Below are 15,241 nucleotides of genomic sequence, written 5' to 3'. Positions count from 1 at the left end.
GAAAGCTGGCGAGCGGCCTGCAACGGGGTTTCAACGGCTACGTCGTAAACGCGCGAGGTGAGGATTTTTTTGACGTACTGTTCAAGCATCGGGAAAGTATCGCTGGCAAATAGGGGCAAGGCCCGAAGTCTAACCCAGAATGACGCGGTTTTTAGGCGGGTTATCGCTATAATGCGCGCCCTTTTGCATACCTTTGCTCGCTGCAAACACATTCCTATAAGAGCCAACTCGTTGGTGAAGCTGTGTCTCAAACACACCGCACGGGCGCTTCGCCAACAAGTTGGCTCCTGTAGATACTATTTTTATTAGGAGCCAGCATGACCCAGGATCAACTCAAACAGGCCGTGGCCCAAGCTGCCGTCGATTTTATCCTTGCGAAACTCGATGACAAGAGTGTCGTCGGCGTAGGCACTGGCTCCACCGCCAATTGTTTTATCGATGCGTTGGCCAAGCACAAAGGCGCATTCGACGGCGCGGTCGCCAGTTCCGAGGCCACTGCGGCACGGCTCAAGGGCCACGGCATTCCGGTCTACGAATTGAATACCGTCAGCGATCTGGAATTTTATGTCGATGGCGCTGATGAAGCCGACGCAGGCTTGCACCTGATCAAAGGCGGCGGTGCTGCATTGACCCGTGAAAAAATCGTCGCAGCCGTGGCTCAGACATTTATTTGCATTGCCGACGGCAGCAAGTTGGTGTCGGTGTTGGGCGAGTTTCCACTGCCCGTTGAAGTAATTCCGATGGCGCGCAGCCACGTAGCCCGTCAGTTGGTGAAGCTGGGCGGCGATCCGGTGTACCGCGAAGGCGTGCTGACCGATAACGGCAATATCATTCTCGACGTGTTCAACATGAACATCACCGATCCGGTGACGCTGGAAACCCAGATCAACGCCATCGTTGGCGTTGTGACCAATGGCTTGTTCGCGGCGCGTCCGGCTGACTTGCTGTTTTTGGGTACGGCGGAAGGTGTGAAAACCCTTAAGCGCTAATACGCATTTGGGCCTCTTCGTGAATGAATTCACTCCCACAGTGATTGCAGTTTTACCGTGGGACAGAATTCATTCGGGAAGCTGTTGATCAGCGAACGCTGCTTTCGAACTTACTCACGCCGGTCAATTCCAACACAATCTCATCGCCCGTAACGAACGGACCGACGCCTGCGGGGGTGCCAGTCATGATGATGTCGCCGGCTTGCAGTGAGAACTGCGACGCCATGTATTGAATCATCGGTACGATCGGGTTGAGCATTGAGCTGCTGTTGCCGTCCTGACGCACTTCGCCGTTTATGGAAAGACGAATGCTAATGTCGGTCAGGTCCGGGTAGACATCAGCCGACACAAACGGGGCGATGACTGCCGCGCCGTCGAAGGATTTGCAGATTTCCCACGGCAGGCCTTTCTCTTTGAGCCTGGTCTGAATATCGCGCAAGGTCAGATCGAGGCCGGGTGCGAAGCCACTAATTGCATCCAGCACCTCTTCTCGCGAAGGACTTTTAGTCAGCGGCTTGCCAATCAACACGACGATTTCAGCTTCGTAATGCACCGATCCGCGATTGACAGGGATGGTAAAGCCACCTTCCAGCGTTACAACGCAACTACCAGGCTTGATGAACAGCAGCGGTTCGGACGGCACCGGGTTGTTCAATTCTTTTGCATGTTCGGCGTAGTTACGACCGATACAGACGACTTTTCCCACTGGAAAGTGGATTCGCGTACCGTCGATGTACTGGTGCTGATAGCTCATGGGGCGACTCCTGAGTCTGTAGGCCAAATGGATTAAACGGCGAATATCTTGCCTGGGTTCATGATCCCGTTGGGATCGAACACTGCTTTAACCGCTTTCATGTATTCGATTTCGATGGGCGAACGGCTGTACGTCAAGTAATCACGCTTGGTCATGCCCACGCCGTGCTCAGCGGAGATCGAGCCGTTGTACTTCTGCACGATCTCGAACACCCACTTATTGACCGTGGCGCACGTGGCAAAAAAATCATCTTTGCTCAGGTTGTCTGGCTTGAGGATGTTCAGGTGCAGGTTGCCGTCGCCGATGTGGCCGAACCAGACAATTTCGAAGTCTGGATAGTATTCACCAACGATGGCGTCCACTTCCTTCAGGAACGCCGGTACTTTTGAAACGGTCACCGAGATGTCGTTCTTGTACGGCGTCCAGTGCGAAATGGTCTCGGAGATGTATTCGCGCAGCTTCCACAGGTTCTGCAACTGCTGGTCGCTTTGGCTCATCACGCCATCCAGCACCCAGCCTTCTTCCACGCAATGCTCGAAGGTTGCCAAGGCTTCGTTGGACACTTCTTCAGTCGTCGCTTCGAACTCCAGCAGCGCATAGAACGGGCAATCGGTCTCAAACGGCGCCGGTACATCGCCGCGCGCCAACACCTTCGCCAACGCTTTATCAGAAAAAAATTCGAACGCCGTCAGGTCGATTTTGTTATGGAACGCATGCAGCACCGGCATGATTGAGTCGAAATCGCGAGTTCCGAGGACCATCGCCGTGAGGTTTTTCGGTGCTCGATCCAGACGCATGGTGGCTTCGACCACAAAACCCAGCGTGCCCTCAGCACCGATAAACAGCTGACGCAAATCGTAACCGGTGGCGTTTTTGATCAGGTCTTTGTTCAGCTCAAGCAGGTCACCCTTACCGGTAACGACTTTCATCCCCGCGACCCAGTTACGGGTCATGCCATAGCGAATCACCTTGATTCCACCGGCATTGGTGCCGATGTTGCCACCTATCTGGCTGGAACCCGCCGAAGCAAAGTCCACCGGGTAATACAGGCCGTTGTCCTCAGCGAGGGTTTGCAGGTGTTCGGTGACGACGCCCGGTTGGCAGATCACGGTGCGGTCCGTCAGGTTGATGTCCAACACCTTATTCATGTAATCGAACGAGACAACCACTTCACCATTGGCCGCAACCGCAGCGGCGGAAAGCCCCGTTCGGCCGCCCGACGGCACCAACGCCACCCTGTGCTCATTGGCCCAGCGAACGATGGCTTGCACCTGTTCGGTAGTCTTCGGGAACACGATGGCCACGGGAGCCGGCGCAAAGTGTTTGGTCCAATCCTTGCCGTAAGTATTGAGGGAGTCGGCGTCGGTCAAGACCTTGCCAGGCTCGACCAGGGTCTTTAACTCTTCTATTAAGGCAGGATTGGTCATCACGGAACTCTCGAACAATTCATGGTCATCCTGAGAACGCTTCACGTCCAGGAATGGGTGCTTCGCGGGGTGCATATGCTAGCATAGCCCCCCGCTAATCGTGCCTACGGCCGATGTGCGCCCCCTGCCATTTTCTCCGGGACACAGGTTTACGCAGATGAGCAAGACTTCTCTCGATAAGAGCAAGATCAAGTTCCTTCTTCTCGAAGGCGTCCACCAATCAGCTGTGGACGTCCTCATGTCCGCCGGGTATTCGAACATTGAATACCTTACCGGCTCGCTACCGGAAGCCGAGTTGAAGGAAAAGATCGCCGATGCACATTTCATCGGTATTCGTTCCCGTACCCAGCTGACCGAACAGGTCTTCGATTGCGCGAAGAAACTGGTCGCTGTCGGCTGCTTCTGCATTGGCACCAACCAAGTCGATCTCAACGCTGCACGCGAACGCGGTATCGCAGTCTTCAACGCCCCCTACTCAAACACCCGGTCGGTGGCTGAGTTGGTGCTGGCTGAAGCGATCCTGTTACTGCGCGGCATTCCTGAGAAAAACGCCTCCTGCCACCGTGGCGGCTGGATAAAAAGCGCAGCCAACTCCTTCGAGATTCGCGGTAAGAAACTGGGTATCGTCGGCTACGGCTCGATCGGCACCCAACTTTCCGTACTGGCCGAAGGCCTGGGCATGCAAGTGTTCTTTTACGACACGCTAACCAAACTGCCGCTGGGTAATGCATCTCAGGTTTCGAGCCTGACCGAACTGCTGGGATTGGCTGACATCGTCACGCTGCACGTCCCTGAGACCGCTGAAACCCAGTGGATGATCGGTGAAAAAGAAATTCGCGCCATGAAGAAGGGCAGCATCCTGATCAACGCCGCTCGCGGCACGGTGGTCGAGTTGCAGGCGTTGGCTGACGCGATCAAGGATAAACACCTTATCGGCGCCGCCATCGACGTCTTCCCGGTCGAGCCTCGCTCGAACAACGAAGAATTCGAAAGCCCGCTACGTGGTCTGGACAATGTGATTTTGACCCCGCATATCGGCGGTTCGACTGCCGAAGCACAGGCTAACATCGGTCTGGAAGTGGCGGAAAAGCTGGTCAAGTACAGCGACAACGGTACGTCGGTCTCCTCGGTCAACTTCCCGGAAGTGGCGTTGCCCGCTCACCCTGGCAAGCACCGTTTGCTGCACATCCACCAGAACATTCCAGGTGTGATGAGCGAAATCAACAAGGTCTTCGCCGAAAACGGGATCAACATCTCCGGTCAGTTCCTACAGACAAACGAGAAGGTTGGCTACGTGGTCATCGACGTCGATGCCGAGTACTCCGATCTGGCCCAGGAAAAACTGCAGACCATCAACGGCACTATTCGTAGCCGCGTGTTGTTCTAGGTTTCTCCGAGGAATAAAAAAGGAGACCTTCGGGTCTCCTTTTTTTGTGATGCCAAATATCGGTGAGATCAATGTGAGGCGAGATTACTTAACCGTAATCGTGATCTTCTTCGATTCAACCGACGGGTTCAGCGGGATGTGTCCTTTGTCGCCCATCATCAATTGCAGGGTGTGTTTACCTGGCGCCAGGGTCAGTTCAGTTTCAGTCTGACCTTTGCCGAAGTGCTTGACGGTGTCAGTCGCCGGGATCGGCGCATCTAGCGGCAACTTATCTTTCATGTCGATCAGCAGATGGTGGTGGCCGGTATCTGGCATATCGACGCCGGCGGGCGCGACGCCCATACCTTTAAGGCCGAACTGGACCTTGAAGGTCTTACCCACGGTGGCGCCGTCTTTGGGAGAAATAATGTATTCCTCGGCACCTGCGGGCGAAGCGGTTCGCGGTACATCAGCTGCGCTCGCCAACACAGAAGCGCTCAGCAACAGACCCGCAATAGCTACTCGTGACAATAAGGTCTTCATGGTTTCTCCGGGAGATTAACGACACATATCGGACTTTAAACAACGACGTCGGTTCATTCGACACTTAGAACGGGTCATCGCCCCGGCGTCGAAACCAACCGGTCAGGGAAAGCCGCTCTCGGGTCGACGGTAGCACTTCATGGGGTATTTCACCCGAGAGAAATACCACCAGACAGCCGCCGATGGGCTGCACATCGTATTCGGTGTCGCCCTTGAGGGTCATGCGCAATTGACCGCCATGTTCGGGCAACCACGATGGGTTCAGGTAAAGCACTGCCGAGACCGTGCGCCGATCATCATCGCGAAAACGGTCAAGGTGCTTGAGGTAAAACGCCCCTGGCGGGTACAGCGCGAAATGGCTTTCAAAATCCTCCAGCCCAAGAAAAAGCCCTCGATTGAGTGCTTGGCGCAGGCTGTTCATCAGTTCCAGATAACGGTCGCAAGCCTCAGTCTCACCGGCTTCTAGCCACTGAATATGGTCACCGCGAATAGCTTCCCGAATTTCCTGGGTGCCCCCTCGCCCGACGGCCGCAGGCGCAAGCTGGCCATCTTCCGAACGCTTGCGACACTCTTGGGCCAACTCCAGGGTCAGAGCGTCGGGCAAAAAAATGTTTTGCTGCGACCAGCCGTTTGCGGCCAAGTCATCAACGATTCGTAGCAACAGCGGGTGATCAGGGGGGATTCGCATGGCTGGCATAGTATCCATCCGCCTTGAAATCCGACAGGGCCTGCGACCGAACGAGTGTGGAATACAGTGATAACTCGACAAATCCACGCAAGCGCATTGAGAATAGCGCCCTGCTGACAGGAGTCCCTATGCGCCGTTTGTTTGTTTTGTTGTTGATGCTCTGCCCATTGCCCTCTTGGGCAGACGGCCACGACCAGCTGTACAAGGTCGCCGGTTGGCCAGAACAACGCGCGCATTTCGTCGCGGCCCTCAACGCCGCCCAGCAGCGTTACCGCAACAGCCTGCCGCCAGCGGTCTATCAAGCACTGGTCAATAACAGCAATCAACGCTTTGCGCCGCAGGCCATGGACCAGCGTGCCGAACAGCAATTACGGCAAACGCTGAAAGACCCGGTGCCCGCGCTGCAATTTTTCCAGTCACCTTTGGGTCTCAAGATCGTCACCGCCGAGCTGACAGCGACTCGTCCCGATCAATTGGCAAAAAACGCTCAGGGCTTGCCGCACATTGAAGCCGGTGCGACCCGTCAGTTATTGATTGGGCATTTGGCCCAGGCGCTGCCTGCGCGTGAAGCCGGGGCCGAAGTCAGCCTCGCCATCGCCGGTGTCGCCGCCGACAGCCTCAGTCAGATGATTCCCGGCCTGTTAGGCGGTGGTCAGGCGCAAGGCATGCTGGAGGGCCAGCGTGAGCGATTGATGCAACAGATCGGCAATGACATGAACAACACGTTGCTCTATGTCTATCGCGACCTTTCCGACCCCGAGCTGGAAGAGTTCGACACCTTCGCCGAATCTCCGGAAGGCAAAGCCTATTATCAGGCCGCCCTGGCAGCGATCCGTGCCGGACTGGCCGTTGGGAAAAGCGCATCGAGCTTGGCGCCGGGGAAATAGTTTGATAACGCATAAACCGCTTCCAGAATAATTCTGGAAGTGGGCCGTGCGGTACTTCAGGCCAATTGCATCGCGGCCTTCGGGAGCGCCTACAAATCCGCGTCGAATTGCTCGTTCAAAAACGCGAAATATTTTTCTCGCAGTACCGGCAGCTCATTGGCCAAGTGATGCCGCGCTTGGCCGAGCATGAAAATTTTTGGGTCGGCGAATTTATCGTGGAGAACCTGAAGGTTGTGTACCCAGTCGACGGTCATGTCGGCGTCGCCCTGGACAATCAATGGGCTGCGGGGGCTGCGGGGGGCGGCTTCGATGCGTTTGATCCACTTCGCCAACGCCCCTACCCATGCTGTGGGAAGACGCCGGGGTTGAAGCGGGTCAGCCAGTAAAAACGGCAGAAAATCCGGGTCATTGGTGTTTTCGCTAAAACGTCGTTCGATGCCTTTGACGAACGGGCTAAACAAGCTGTAGCTCAGTTTTGACAGGTTCCAGCCGCGCGGTCGAACCAACGGCGCCAGCAAAATGCTCTGCCCTTGTGCCGGGCTGTTGGTGCCATGGATCAGCAAGTGGTCGATCACAATCGCCCCGCCGGTGCTTTGCCCGCACAGATGCCAAGGCTGCGGCAATCGCAGGCTCGACGCTTCGTCGAACAAGGCGTCCAAGACCACTTGGTATTCATCAAAGTCGTCAATGCTCGCCCGGACGCCACTCGACAAACCATGCCCCGGCAGGTCGCAGCCGATCACGGCAAACCCACGGCCCAACGCCCAGTCGATAACGTGACGATACAGCCCGATATGGTCGTAAAAACCATGCACCAGAAACAGCGTTGCAATCGGCCGCTCGGGAATCCAGACCTGACTGACCACTTCATAGCCCGCAACATCGAAGCGTCCGAGCCAACTACGAACGGGGGCCTGACTCTCCCGCGTCGCTAAACCATAGAAGTGCTGGTAGGCCCGGCCCTCATCGGACAGTGGTTGTGCTGCGCGCAAAGGCAGGAGGCTGGATCGCAAAGTATCAGGGTCGAAGGTGGCGGGCATGGGTCTTCCAGGCAAAACGGACGTCATTTGCATCCGAGCAAGACGATCAGACAGCGCAGATATTCATCTGTCTCGCCAAGCATGGCAAGCTATGCGCCTCAAAACAGAAGCTGCCCGTATGAATGCGCGTTATCGACCTACCGTCCTTGCCTGTCTGCTTGCGCTTGTTTGCGCGATTGGACTGTGGGCGGCTTACGACTGGTTCCAAGGGCGCTACATTCGCCCGTTCAGCGATCAGACCGCACTGTTCACTGGCGACGGACTCAGTTTGCCCGCTGAATTGGCGGGTCCGGGGCGAATTCGTCTAGTGCATTTTTGGGATCCGGCGTGCCCGTGCAACGTCGCGAATCAACAACACCTGGCTGAACTGGTAGAACGGTTTGGCGGCGCCCAGGGTGTTGATTTCTACTCAGTGCAGAAACCCGGTACTCACGGTCAGCTGCCGAGTACGCTGGAGTCGATCAAGCCGCTGCGCAGCCTGCCAGGTGCCGAACGCATCAGCGCCAGCCCCGCCGTCGCGATTTGGGACCGTGAAGGCAAGCTGGCGTATTTCGGACCTTACAGCGAAGGCGCTACGTGTAATTCCAGCAACAGCTTTATCGAGCCCATCCTCAAGGCGCTCAGTGCTGGGCGGCCGGTCGACGCCACGCACACCATGGCGGTCGGCTGTTATTGCCCGTGGCTGGCGACACCCTGACTATTGGCTATTTATTAAGTGATGGGCGGCCTTGTAGTCGAAGACGTAACGCAGCTTGTCATGGACGGTCTTGCGTAGTGTTTTGCTATCGACTGATGAATAGCCACCCAGTTGCCGTGCATTGAACCCGCTGTCACCGACCAACGCTGCGGCCGGTAATGCCACCATCAAATCACTGGCAGCCTCTAACGCCTTGCGGTAACCAATTCGGTCAACCAAATCAAACGGCGTGATGTCCAACCGAGCTCGCAGCCAGTCGCCCCAATAAAACTCAAGAAACTCCGGGGCAATGTCCGCCAAACTCGGCTTGCCATACGCCGCGCCGCGCGTGAAATAGACCAGACCGCGAAACAGGTCGTTCTGCATGTTCTTCAAGCCGAGGTGCTCAGGCAATTGGGCCGGGTTGATTGTCTGACCGCTGCCGTCCTTCAACCATGTTTTATGCGCATGCTGCATGCGTGCCCAAAACGTGCCACTGTCCGCACTGTCGCTGAAATCATCGGTCACTTTGACCCACATCCTCAAATGCGGGCCGGCGCCGGGCTGATCCCACAGCGTCGTGAATGTGTGATGTCCATCAGTGAGATATAACTTTCCTCCCGGACCGATCACCACGGTTTTCATGTCTTTGGAACGCGTCCCGACCGGGCTTTGGCAGTCGAAGGTCGCAGGATCTAGCAGGTCCGACGCATTTGTCACTCGAACGGATTCGCCTTGGCCGTTGGTCTCGCAGTACTCATCGAACAACGTTGAGCGCTGATCTGCGAAACGTGCGAGCTTGTAATAGATCTGATCAAAGCCGATGACCGCCTGGGTCGGATGTAATTGATCGAGACTAACTTCAATCAATGTCCCCGGTGTGGGGGTGGAAAACGCTTGCGCGTGGAGAGTGAATACACACAAGAACATAGTCAGCAGGAACGAGCTCTTACGCACAGTGGGCCCCTTTACGATTAGAAGTCCCCGCCAAAGCGGGGATCAGATGCCATCATCCCTTAGAAAACGTACTGCAAGCGCAAACTCAGGGCATCGCCGTCGTTATCGCCGTTCTCGTTCGAAATATGGGACGTGTTGGTTCGCAAATAGTTGGCCGAGACTTTCACCGCCTGATTGGCGTACCAATTGACGCCTACTGTTTGCACTTTTGCACCGCTATCGAGGAAGCCGCTCTCTTCCACGTTGGCATGGTCGTACCGGTAGAACACTTCCCACGCGCCCCATTGCGCGTTCTCTGGTTTGACGCCACTGAAGCTTGCACCGTCGAGTTTGTAACCTCTGGATTCTCCCGTCAGTGTGTAGGCGACCTGGCCGTAATAACCGGTCGCATCCCGATCATGCCGCACCGATTCCGACTTAGCCTCAAGGGTTCTGCGCACGTATTCGCTTTGTACTGAAAACGGACCGGCAGCGTAGGCAAACTCAAGCCCCATGGCGGCATCGCCGTCATAGGCGCCGGCGACTTTAGGCGCGAGGTCTGGTCGGTGACCGTTGCCATTTTCTGAGGTGCCACGAACGCCTAGGCGAGTACGGATACGTCCGTCCGACTCGTCGGCGTCGTTGTAGGCGTAATTAATACCAAAGTGAAGAACATTTCCAGGCTTGGACCACGGCGCGAATACCGCACGCAAGTTGTAGTTATTTTGTGTTTTGCCATTTTCATTCTCGTTCGACGACGGCCGCAAGATACTCGCCGAGCCATAAAAACTGTCCAGCGTGCCATGCACCTGAATGCCCATTCCTTCGTCATGATCACTGGCCCACGGCGCCAGTTCCGAAATCATGCTGGACTCGATTGCGGTGTTCCACTTGGAACTGATGGCATTCTCCAGACCAAAATCGGGGTCGAATCGGCCTATTTGAAGCGTTACAGGGTCGAAGCCGAGATAGCTGACAAATGCTTCTTTGATCGGTGTATTGGAGTTGCTGAAATCCACAGCGAAGTCATAGCCCCAGACCCCGTAGGCCTTTCCTGATAAGTCCAAGCGTGCTCGACGCAAATAGGCACTGTCCGCTGTCTTACCGTTTAGGCTGTAGGTGCCGCCAAACTGATCGACGTCGGCTTGTATCCGTCCACCCAATTGGAAACTGAACTGGTCATCGTCTGTAGCGATTTCCAATCCGCCCTTTGTTTTCACGACGATATCGGCGCCATCGGTGGTCACACTTCCGGCGAATGCATCGGCGGACACCGCCAACGCCAATACGCAAAAATTCAAACCACTTTGGTACTTGCTGATCATCGGAGCATCTCCCTAAATACGACGTATGGACTTCATTGCCCAATGCCTTTTATTGAAGAAACGCATCCTGATTGCCGAAAATGTCAGTACCGTTTATGTCGAACCCCGTTGTGCTACCAAATACGTCACGTACCAGACCCAACCCAATGCCAACGGCTGGCCGCCAAGTCTCAGCCAAAGTGTTACCTGATTTATGGCCTCTATTTACGACGTGGATATGCCGTCATTCTGCCGTTGACTACACACCGTCAAAGCAAATCTGTAGCCTGCAAATTCAGACCTATCAATGACAGGACTTTAGATGAAACGCGGCCTAACCTTTCTCGCCCTTCTTCTCGCCGTCGTCATTGTCATCCTCGCTGGCGGAGGTTTTTGGTACGTCAACAGCAAGCAACCGACGCGTCAGGGCGAGATGTCGCTCAAGCACCTGCAAGCGCCAGTCACCGTGCGTTATGACGAACGTGGTGTGCCGCATATCAACGCTGAAAACGAGACGGATATGTATCGCGCTCTAGGTTATGCGCAGGCTCAAGATCGACTGTTTCAGATGGAAATGATGCGACGCCTATCCCGTGGCGAATTATCCGAAGTGCTGGGCGTTAAACTGGTGAGCACAGATAAACTGTTCCGCAGCCTGAGGATTCGCGAGCGCGCCGACGCCATTGTCGCGCAGCAGGACAAGCAGGCGCCGTCATGGCAAGCCCTTGAAGCCTACCTGGATGGCATCAACCAGTATCAAGACACACACTCCAGCCCCATCGAGTTCGATGTATTGGGCATCAAAAAAAGACCCTTTACTGCCGCCGACACCTTGAGCGTCGCCGGCTATATGGCCTACAGCTTTGCCGCCGCGTTTCGCACCGAACCATTGTTGACCTACATCCGCGATGAGTTAGGGCCGGAGTATTTGAGCATTTTTGATTTGGCTTGGCAGCCCAAGGGCGCGTTTGGCCAGACTCAAGGCCCATCACCGGCACTCGTCAGCGCTGACTGGAAAGGTTTGGACGCCCTGGCTCAACTCAGCCAACGCGCGCTGGAAGACGCCGGGCTGCCGCAGTTTGAAGGCAGTAATGCCTGGGTAATTTCCGGCAGTCGGACCAAAAGTGGCAAGCCGCTGCTGGCGGGTGATCCGCACATTCGTTTCTCGGTGCCGTCGGTGTGGTACGAGGCGCACCTGTCGGCACCCGGCTTCGAACTGTATGGGCATCATCAGCCGCTGGACCCGTTTGCGGCGCTGGGGCACAACCGTGACTTCGGCTGGAGTCTGACCATGTTTCAGAACGACGACGTTGACCTGATCGCCGAGCGGGTCAATCCCGGTAACCCTAATCAGGTGTGGTATCACGGTGGCTGGGTCGACATGACCCACAGCCAGCAGCAGATTCTGATCAAGGGTTTGCCGGCAATAACCCTGGATCTGCGGCGCTCACCCCACGGCCCGATCGTTAACGATGCGCTGGGTGCGTTGACGGGCCCGACGCCGATTGCTATGTGGTGGTCATTTCTGGAATCCGAAAACCCGATCATAGAAGGTTTCTACGAGGCCAATCGCGCTGACACCTTGAGCAAAATGCGCACGGCGGCACAGAAGATTCAATCGCCAGGGCTGAACATCGTCTGGGCCAACGCCAACGGCGACATCGGCTGGTGGGCCGCCGCGCAATTGCCGATTCGCCCCGAGGGGGTCAATCCCACGTTTATTCTCGACGGGGGCACCGCCGAGGCTGACAAGGGCGGTTTCTATCCGTTCAGCGCCAACCCACAGGAAGAAAATCCGGCACGGGGCTATATCGTGTCGGCCAACGCTCAACCCTTATCACCGACCGGAATGGAAATTCCCGGTTATTACAATCTCCCCGATCGGGGCCAACAGTTGAATAGGCAATTGAGTGATCCAGCGGTGAAATGGGATCTGCAGAACAGTAAAAAGCTGCAACTCGGTACGCAGACGGCGTATGCCGGACGTGTGTTAAAACCCCTGATCCCGGTGTTGCGCAGCGCGGTGACCGATCCTGAAGAACGGGCTCTGGTAGAGCGGTTGGCAAGCTGGAAGGGCGACTATTCGCTGGATTCGGTAGGCGCCACGCTGTTCAACGAGTTCGTCTATGACCTGATCAACGCCACAATGCGCGACGAGTTGGGCGATGGCTTTTTCGATTCGCTGCTAGCAACGCGAGTGATTGATGCTGCCCTGCCAAGATTGGCCGCCGACGCCGATTCGCCGTGGTGGGACAACCGCAATACACCGGTCAAAGAATCCCGCGCCGACATCGTTAAGCAAGCATGGCACGAGAGCGTTTCGCACCTCAGAGCCGTGTATGGCGACAACGCGTTTGATTGGCAGTGGGGTAAAGCTCACACCTTGACCCACGAACACCCGCTGGGCATGCAAAAGCCGTTGGATAAGCTATTCAACGTCGGCCCGTTCCCGGCGCCAGGTACTCATGAGGTGCCAAACAACCTGTCTGCGCGTATCAGTCAAGCGCCATGGCGAGTGATCTACGGGCCATCGACACGGCGCTTGATTGATTTCGCCGATCCGGCCCACAGCTTGGGGATCAACCCGGTTGGACAAAGCGGCGTGCTATTTGATAAGCACTATTCGGATCAGGCCAAGACCTATGTCGAAGGCGGATACGTGCCGCAGCATTTTGACGAGGCAGATGTGGCGGCGAGTACCAAGGAAATTTTGAGGTTGGTGCCAGCTAGATAAAATCCCTGTAGATACGGTCTTGTTGGCGAGAGGCTTGATGCGGTGTGTCTGGTACCACGCTTCGCCAACAAGTTGGTTCTACAGATGATATGCCGCAAACCTCTGGCCTACGCTGGCTCCACGGCCTTGGGCATAGGAGCGCGACGTGGGTCGGGTTGTTTCCATGACTCGGCTGCGGCTTCGTCGACGGCCAATTGGATGGCTCGCTTACGCGAGTCTTCAGCTCTACGGCTAAAGAACCAGACCATGAACGTTGCAATCGACACTGCCAACAGGATCAAACTGGCAATTGCGTTGATTTCCGGTTTAACCCCTAAGCGCACGGCCGAGAATACTTCCATCGGCAGGGTGGTTGAACCCGGGCCAGAGACAAAACTTGCAAGTACCAAGTCATCCAGCGAAAGGGCAAACGACATCATGGCGCCCGCTGCCAGCGACGGTGCGATCATTGGAATCGTGATCTGGAAGAACACCTTCCACGGTCGCGCGCCAAGGTCCATGGCTGCTTCTTCGATGGACATGTCCAGCTCACGTAAGCGTGCCGAAACTACCACTGATACATAAGCAGAACAGAACGTGGTGTGGGCAATCCAGATCGTGACGATGCCGCGCTCTTGCGGCCAACCGATCAATTGCGCCATGAACACAAACAACAGCAACAGTGACAGACCGGTGATCACTTCCGGCATTACCAACGGCGCGGTTGCCAGCCCACCAAACAGGGTGCGGCCTTTGAAGTGCGCGATGCGGGTCAGCACGAACGCCGCCATTGTCCCCAACGCCACAGCGGCGACCGACGTATAGCAGGCGATTTCCAGCGAACGCGCCACCGCTCCCATCAGTTGCGTGTTGTCCAGCAGTCCGACGTACCAATTGATCGACCATCCGCCCCACACCGTCACCAGCTTGGAGGCGTTGAAGGAGTAAATAACCAAGATGACCATGGGCGCATAAATAAATACCAGCCCAAGTACCAGCATCACGTTTGAGAACCTGAAAGCCTTCATGCTTTCGCCTCCAGTTCTTTAGCCTGACTGCGGTTGAACAAGATTATCGGCACAATCAATACCGCCAACATAACCACCGCCAACGCTGACGCCACCGGCCAGTCACGGTTGTTAAAGAATTCTTGCCAGAGTATTCGACCAATCATCAACGTCTCGGGGCCACCGAGCAGTTCCGGGATCACAAACTCGCCGACCACGGGAATAAACACCAGCATGCAGCCGGCGATGATGCCGTTTTTAGAAAGCGGCACAGTGATCTTCCAGAAGCTGTTAAACGTACTGGAACCCAAATCGGACGCGGCCTCCAGCAAGCTCTGATCGTGCTTCACCAAGTTCGCGAACAACGGCAAAATCATGAACGGCAGGTACGAATAGACCACGCCGATATACACCGCCACATTGGTGTTGAGGATGTGTAGGGGTTCATTGATCACGCCCAACCACATCAGGAATGAGTTCAAAAGCCCGTTATTGCTGAGGATGCCCATCCACGCATAGACCCTAATAAGGATCGCGGTCCACGTCGGCATCATGATCAACAACAGCAAAACGGTCTGGCTTTCTTTTTTCGCCGTGGCGATACCGTAGGCCATGGGATAGCCAATCAACAAGCACAGCAGCGTGCTGAAAAAGGCCATCTTCAGCGAGCCCAGGTACGCGGCGATGTACAACTCGTCGTTGCCGAGCAACGCGTAGTTACCGAAGTTCAGGATCATCGAGAACTTCTGTTCAACGAAGCTGAAAATCTCGGTGTATGGCGGGATGGCTACGTCTGCTTCAGCGAAGCTGATTTTCAGCACGATGATGAAAGGCAGCATGAAAAACAAAAACATCCAAATAAAGGGCACCCCAATGACCATCTGCCGGCCACCGGGAATTATTCGAGTCAG

At 55.7% G+C, this 15,241-nt stretch carries 15 protein-coding genes; 5 read left to right on the top strand and 10 right to left on the bottom strand.

Annotation, left to right across the window (positions count from 1 at the left end; all coding sequences use genetic code 11):
* The coding region (locus tag QN378_RS19315; protein ID WP_323550851.1) for a hypothetical protein at positions 1 to 89 on the bottom strand (89 nt) is incomplete at its 3' end.
* A 228-nt stretch (positions 90 to 317) separates the two neighbouring features.
* Between QN378_RS19315 and rpiA the strand changes: the two genes are divergently transcribed.
* Positions 318 to 989 carry a ribose-5-phosphate isomerase RpiA gene (gene rpiA / locus QN378_RS19310; protein WP_322206347.1) on the top strand — a complete coding sequence of 224 codons (672 nt, stop codon included), beginning with the start codon at positions 318 to 320 and terminating at the stop codon, positions 987 to 989.
* Positions 990 to 1,077: 88 nt separating this feature from the next.
* Here the strand turns inward: rpiA and QN378_RS19305 are convergent, their stop codons facing one another.
* Positions 1,078 to 1,743, bottom strand: coding sequence for a fumarylacetoacetate hydrolase family protein (locus tag QN378_RS19305; protein WP_323550849.1), 666 nt, complete (start codon positions 1,741 to 1,743; stop codon positions 1,078 to 1,080).
* A 32-nt stretch (positions 1,744 to 1,775) separates the two neighbouring features.
* A complete protein-coding gene (locus QN378_RS19300) occupies positions 1,776 to 3,170 on the bottom strand; it encodes an FAD-binding oxidoreductase (RefSeq protein ID WP_322206345.1) in 1,395 nt (464 codons plus the stop codon).
* Positions 3,171 to 3,327: 157 nt separating this feature from the next.
* Between QN378_RS19300 and serA the strand changes: the two genes are divergently transcribed.
* Entirely contained in the window at positions 3,328 to 4,557 is a 1,230-nt protein-coding gene (serA, locus tag QN378_RS19295) for a phosphoglycerate dehydrogenase (protein WP_322206344.1), read from the top strand.
* An 84-nt stretch (positions 4,558 to 4,641) separates the two neighbouring features.
* On the opposite strand, the gene QN378_RS19290 is transcribed toward serA, so the two are convergent.
* Together QN378_RS19290 and QN378_RS19285 are read right to left on the bottom strand one after the other, a co-directional pair.
* The gene (locus tag QN378_RS19290; protein ID WP_323550848.1) at positions 4,642 to 5,079 is read right to left on the bottom strand and encodes a DUF4399 domain-containing protein; all 438 of its coding nucleotides are present in this window, start codon (positions 5,077 to 5,079) and stop codon (positions 4,642 to 4,644) included.
* Positions 5,080 to 5,143: 64 nt separating this feature from the next.
* Positions 5,144 to 5,776, bottom strand: coding sequence for a 2OG-Fe(II) oxygenase (locus QN378_RS19285; protein ID WP_322206342.1), 633 nt, complete (start codon positions 5,774 to 5,776; stop codon positions 5,144 to 5,146).
* A gap of 119 nt (positions 5,777 to 5,895) precedes the next feature.
* Here QN378_RS19285 and QN378_RS19280 point away from each other — a divergent pair, with 119 nt between their 5' ends.
* On the top strand, positions 5,896 to 6,654 hold the full coding sequence (locus QN378_RS19280) for a hypothetical protein (protein WP_323550847.1): 759 nt from the start codon (positions 5,896 to 5,898) through the stop codon (positions 6,652 to 6,654).
* 89 nt (positions 6,655 to 6,743) lie between these two features.
* On the opposite strand, the gene QN378_RS19275 is transcribed toward QN378_RS19280, so the two are convergent.
* Entirely contained in the window at positions 6,744 to 7,694 is a 951-nt protein-coding gene (locus QN378_RS19275; protein ID WP_322206340.1) for an alpha/beta hydrolase, read from the bottom strand.
* Positions 7,695 to 7,812: 118 nt separating this feature from the next.
* Between QN378_RS19275 and QN378_RS19270 the strand changes: the two genes are divergently transcribed.
* Entirely contained in the window at positions 7,813 to 8,391 is a 579-nt protein-coding gene (locus tag QN378_RS19270) for a DUF6436 domain-containing protein (RefSeq protein ID WP_323550850.1), read from the top strand.
* On the opposite strand, the gene QN378_RS19265 is transcribed toward QN378_RS19270, so the two are convergent.
* A complete protein-coding gene (locus tag QN378_RS19265) occupies positions 8,392 to 9,327 on the bottom strand; it encodes a ParB/Srx family N-terminal domain-containing protein (protein WP_323550846.1) in 936 nt (311 codons plus the stop codon). It lies immediately after the preceding gene.
* A 59-nt stretch (positions 9,328 to 9,386) separates the two neighbouring features.
* Positions 9,387 to 10,631, bottom strand: coding sequence for an OprO/OprP family phosphate-selective porin (locus QN378_RS19260; RefSeq protein ID WP_322206338.1), 1,245 nt, complete (start codon positions 10,629 to 10,631; stop codon positions 9,387 to 9,389).
* A 301-nt stretch (positions 10,632 to 10,932) separates the two neighbouring features.
* On the opposite strand from QN378_RS19260, the gene QN378_RS19255 reads away from it, so the two are divergent.
* Positions 10,933 to 13,344 (top strand): penicillin acylase family protein, encoded by a 2,412-nt coding sequence (locus QN378_RS19255; protein ID WP_323550845.1) that lies wholly within the window; start codon positions 10,933 to 10,935, stop codon positions 13,342 to 13,344.
* Between the two features lie 107 nt (positions 13,345 to 13,451).
* Here QN378_RS19255 and QN378_RS19250 read toward each other — a convergent pair whose 3' ends face one another.
* Together QN378_RS19250 and QN378_RS19245 are read right to left on the bottom strand one after the other, a co-directional pair.
* Positions 13,452 to 14,351 (bottom strand): ABC transporter permease subunit, encoded by a 900-nt coding sequence (locus QN378_RS19250; RefSeq protein ID WP_322206336.1) that lies wholly within the window; start codon positions 14,349 to 14,351, stop codon positions 13,452 to 13,454.
* Positions 14,348 to 15,229, bottom strand: a complete 882-nt coding sequence (locus QN378_RS19245) for an ABC transporter permease subunit (RefSeq protein ID WP_322206984.1) — start codon at positions 15,227 to 15,229, stop codon at positions 14,348 to 14,350. The genes QN378_RS19250 and QN378_RS19245 overlap by 4 nt, the downstream gene beginning before the upstream one ends.
* Between the last annotated feature and the right edge of the window lie 12 nt (positions 15,230 to 15,241).

The organism is Pseudomonas sp. 10S5, from assembly GCF_035019745.1.
In the GTDB taxonomy this organism is placed as follows: domain Bacteria; phylum Pseudomonadota; class Gammaproteobacteria; order Pseudomonadales; family Pseudomonadaceae; genus Aquipseudomonas.
The sequence above is the reverse complement of the archived record's forward strand: the minus strand, read 5'-3'. Positions and strand labels throughout refer to the sequence as shown.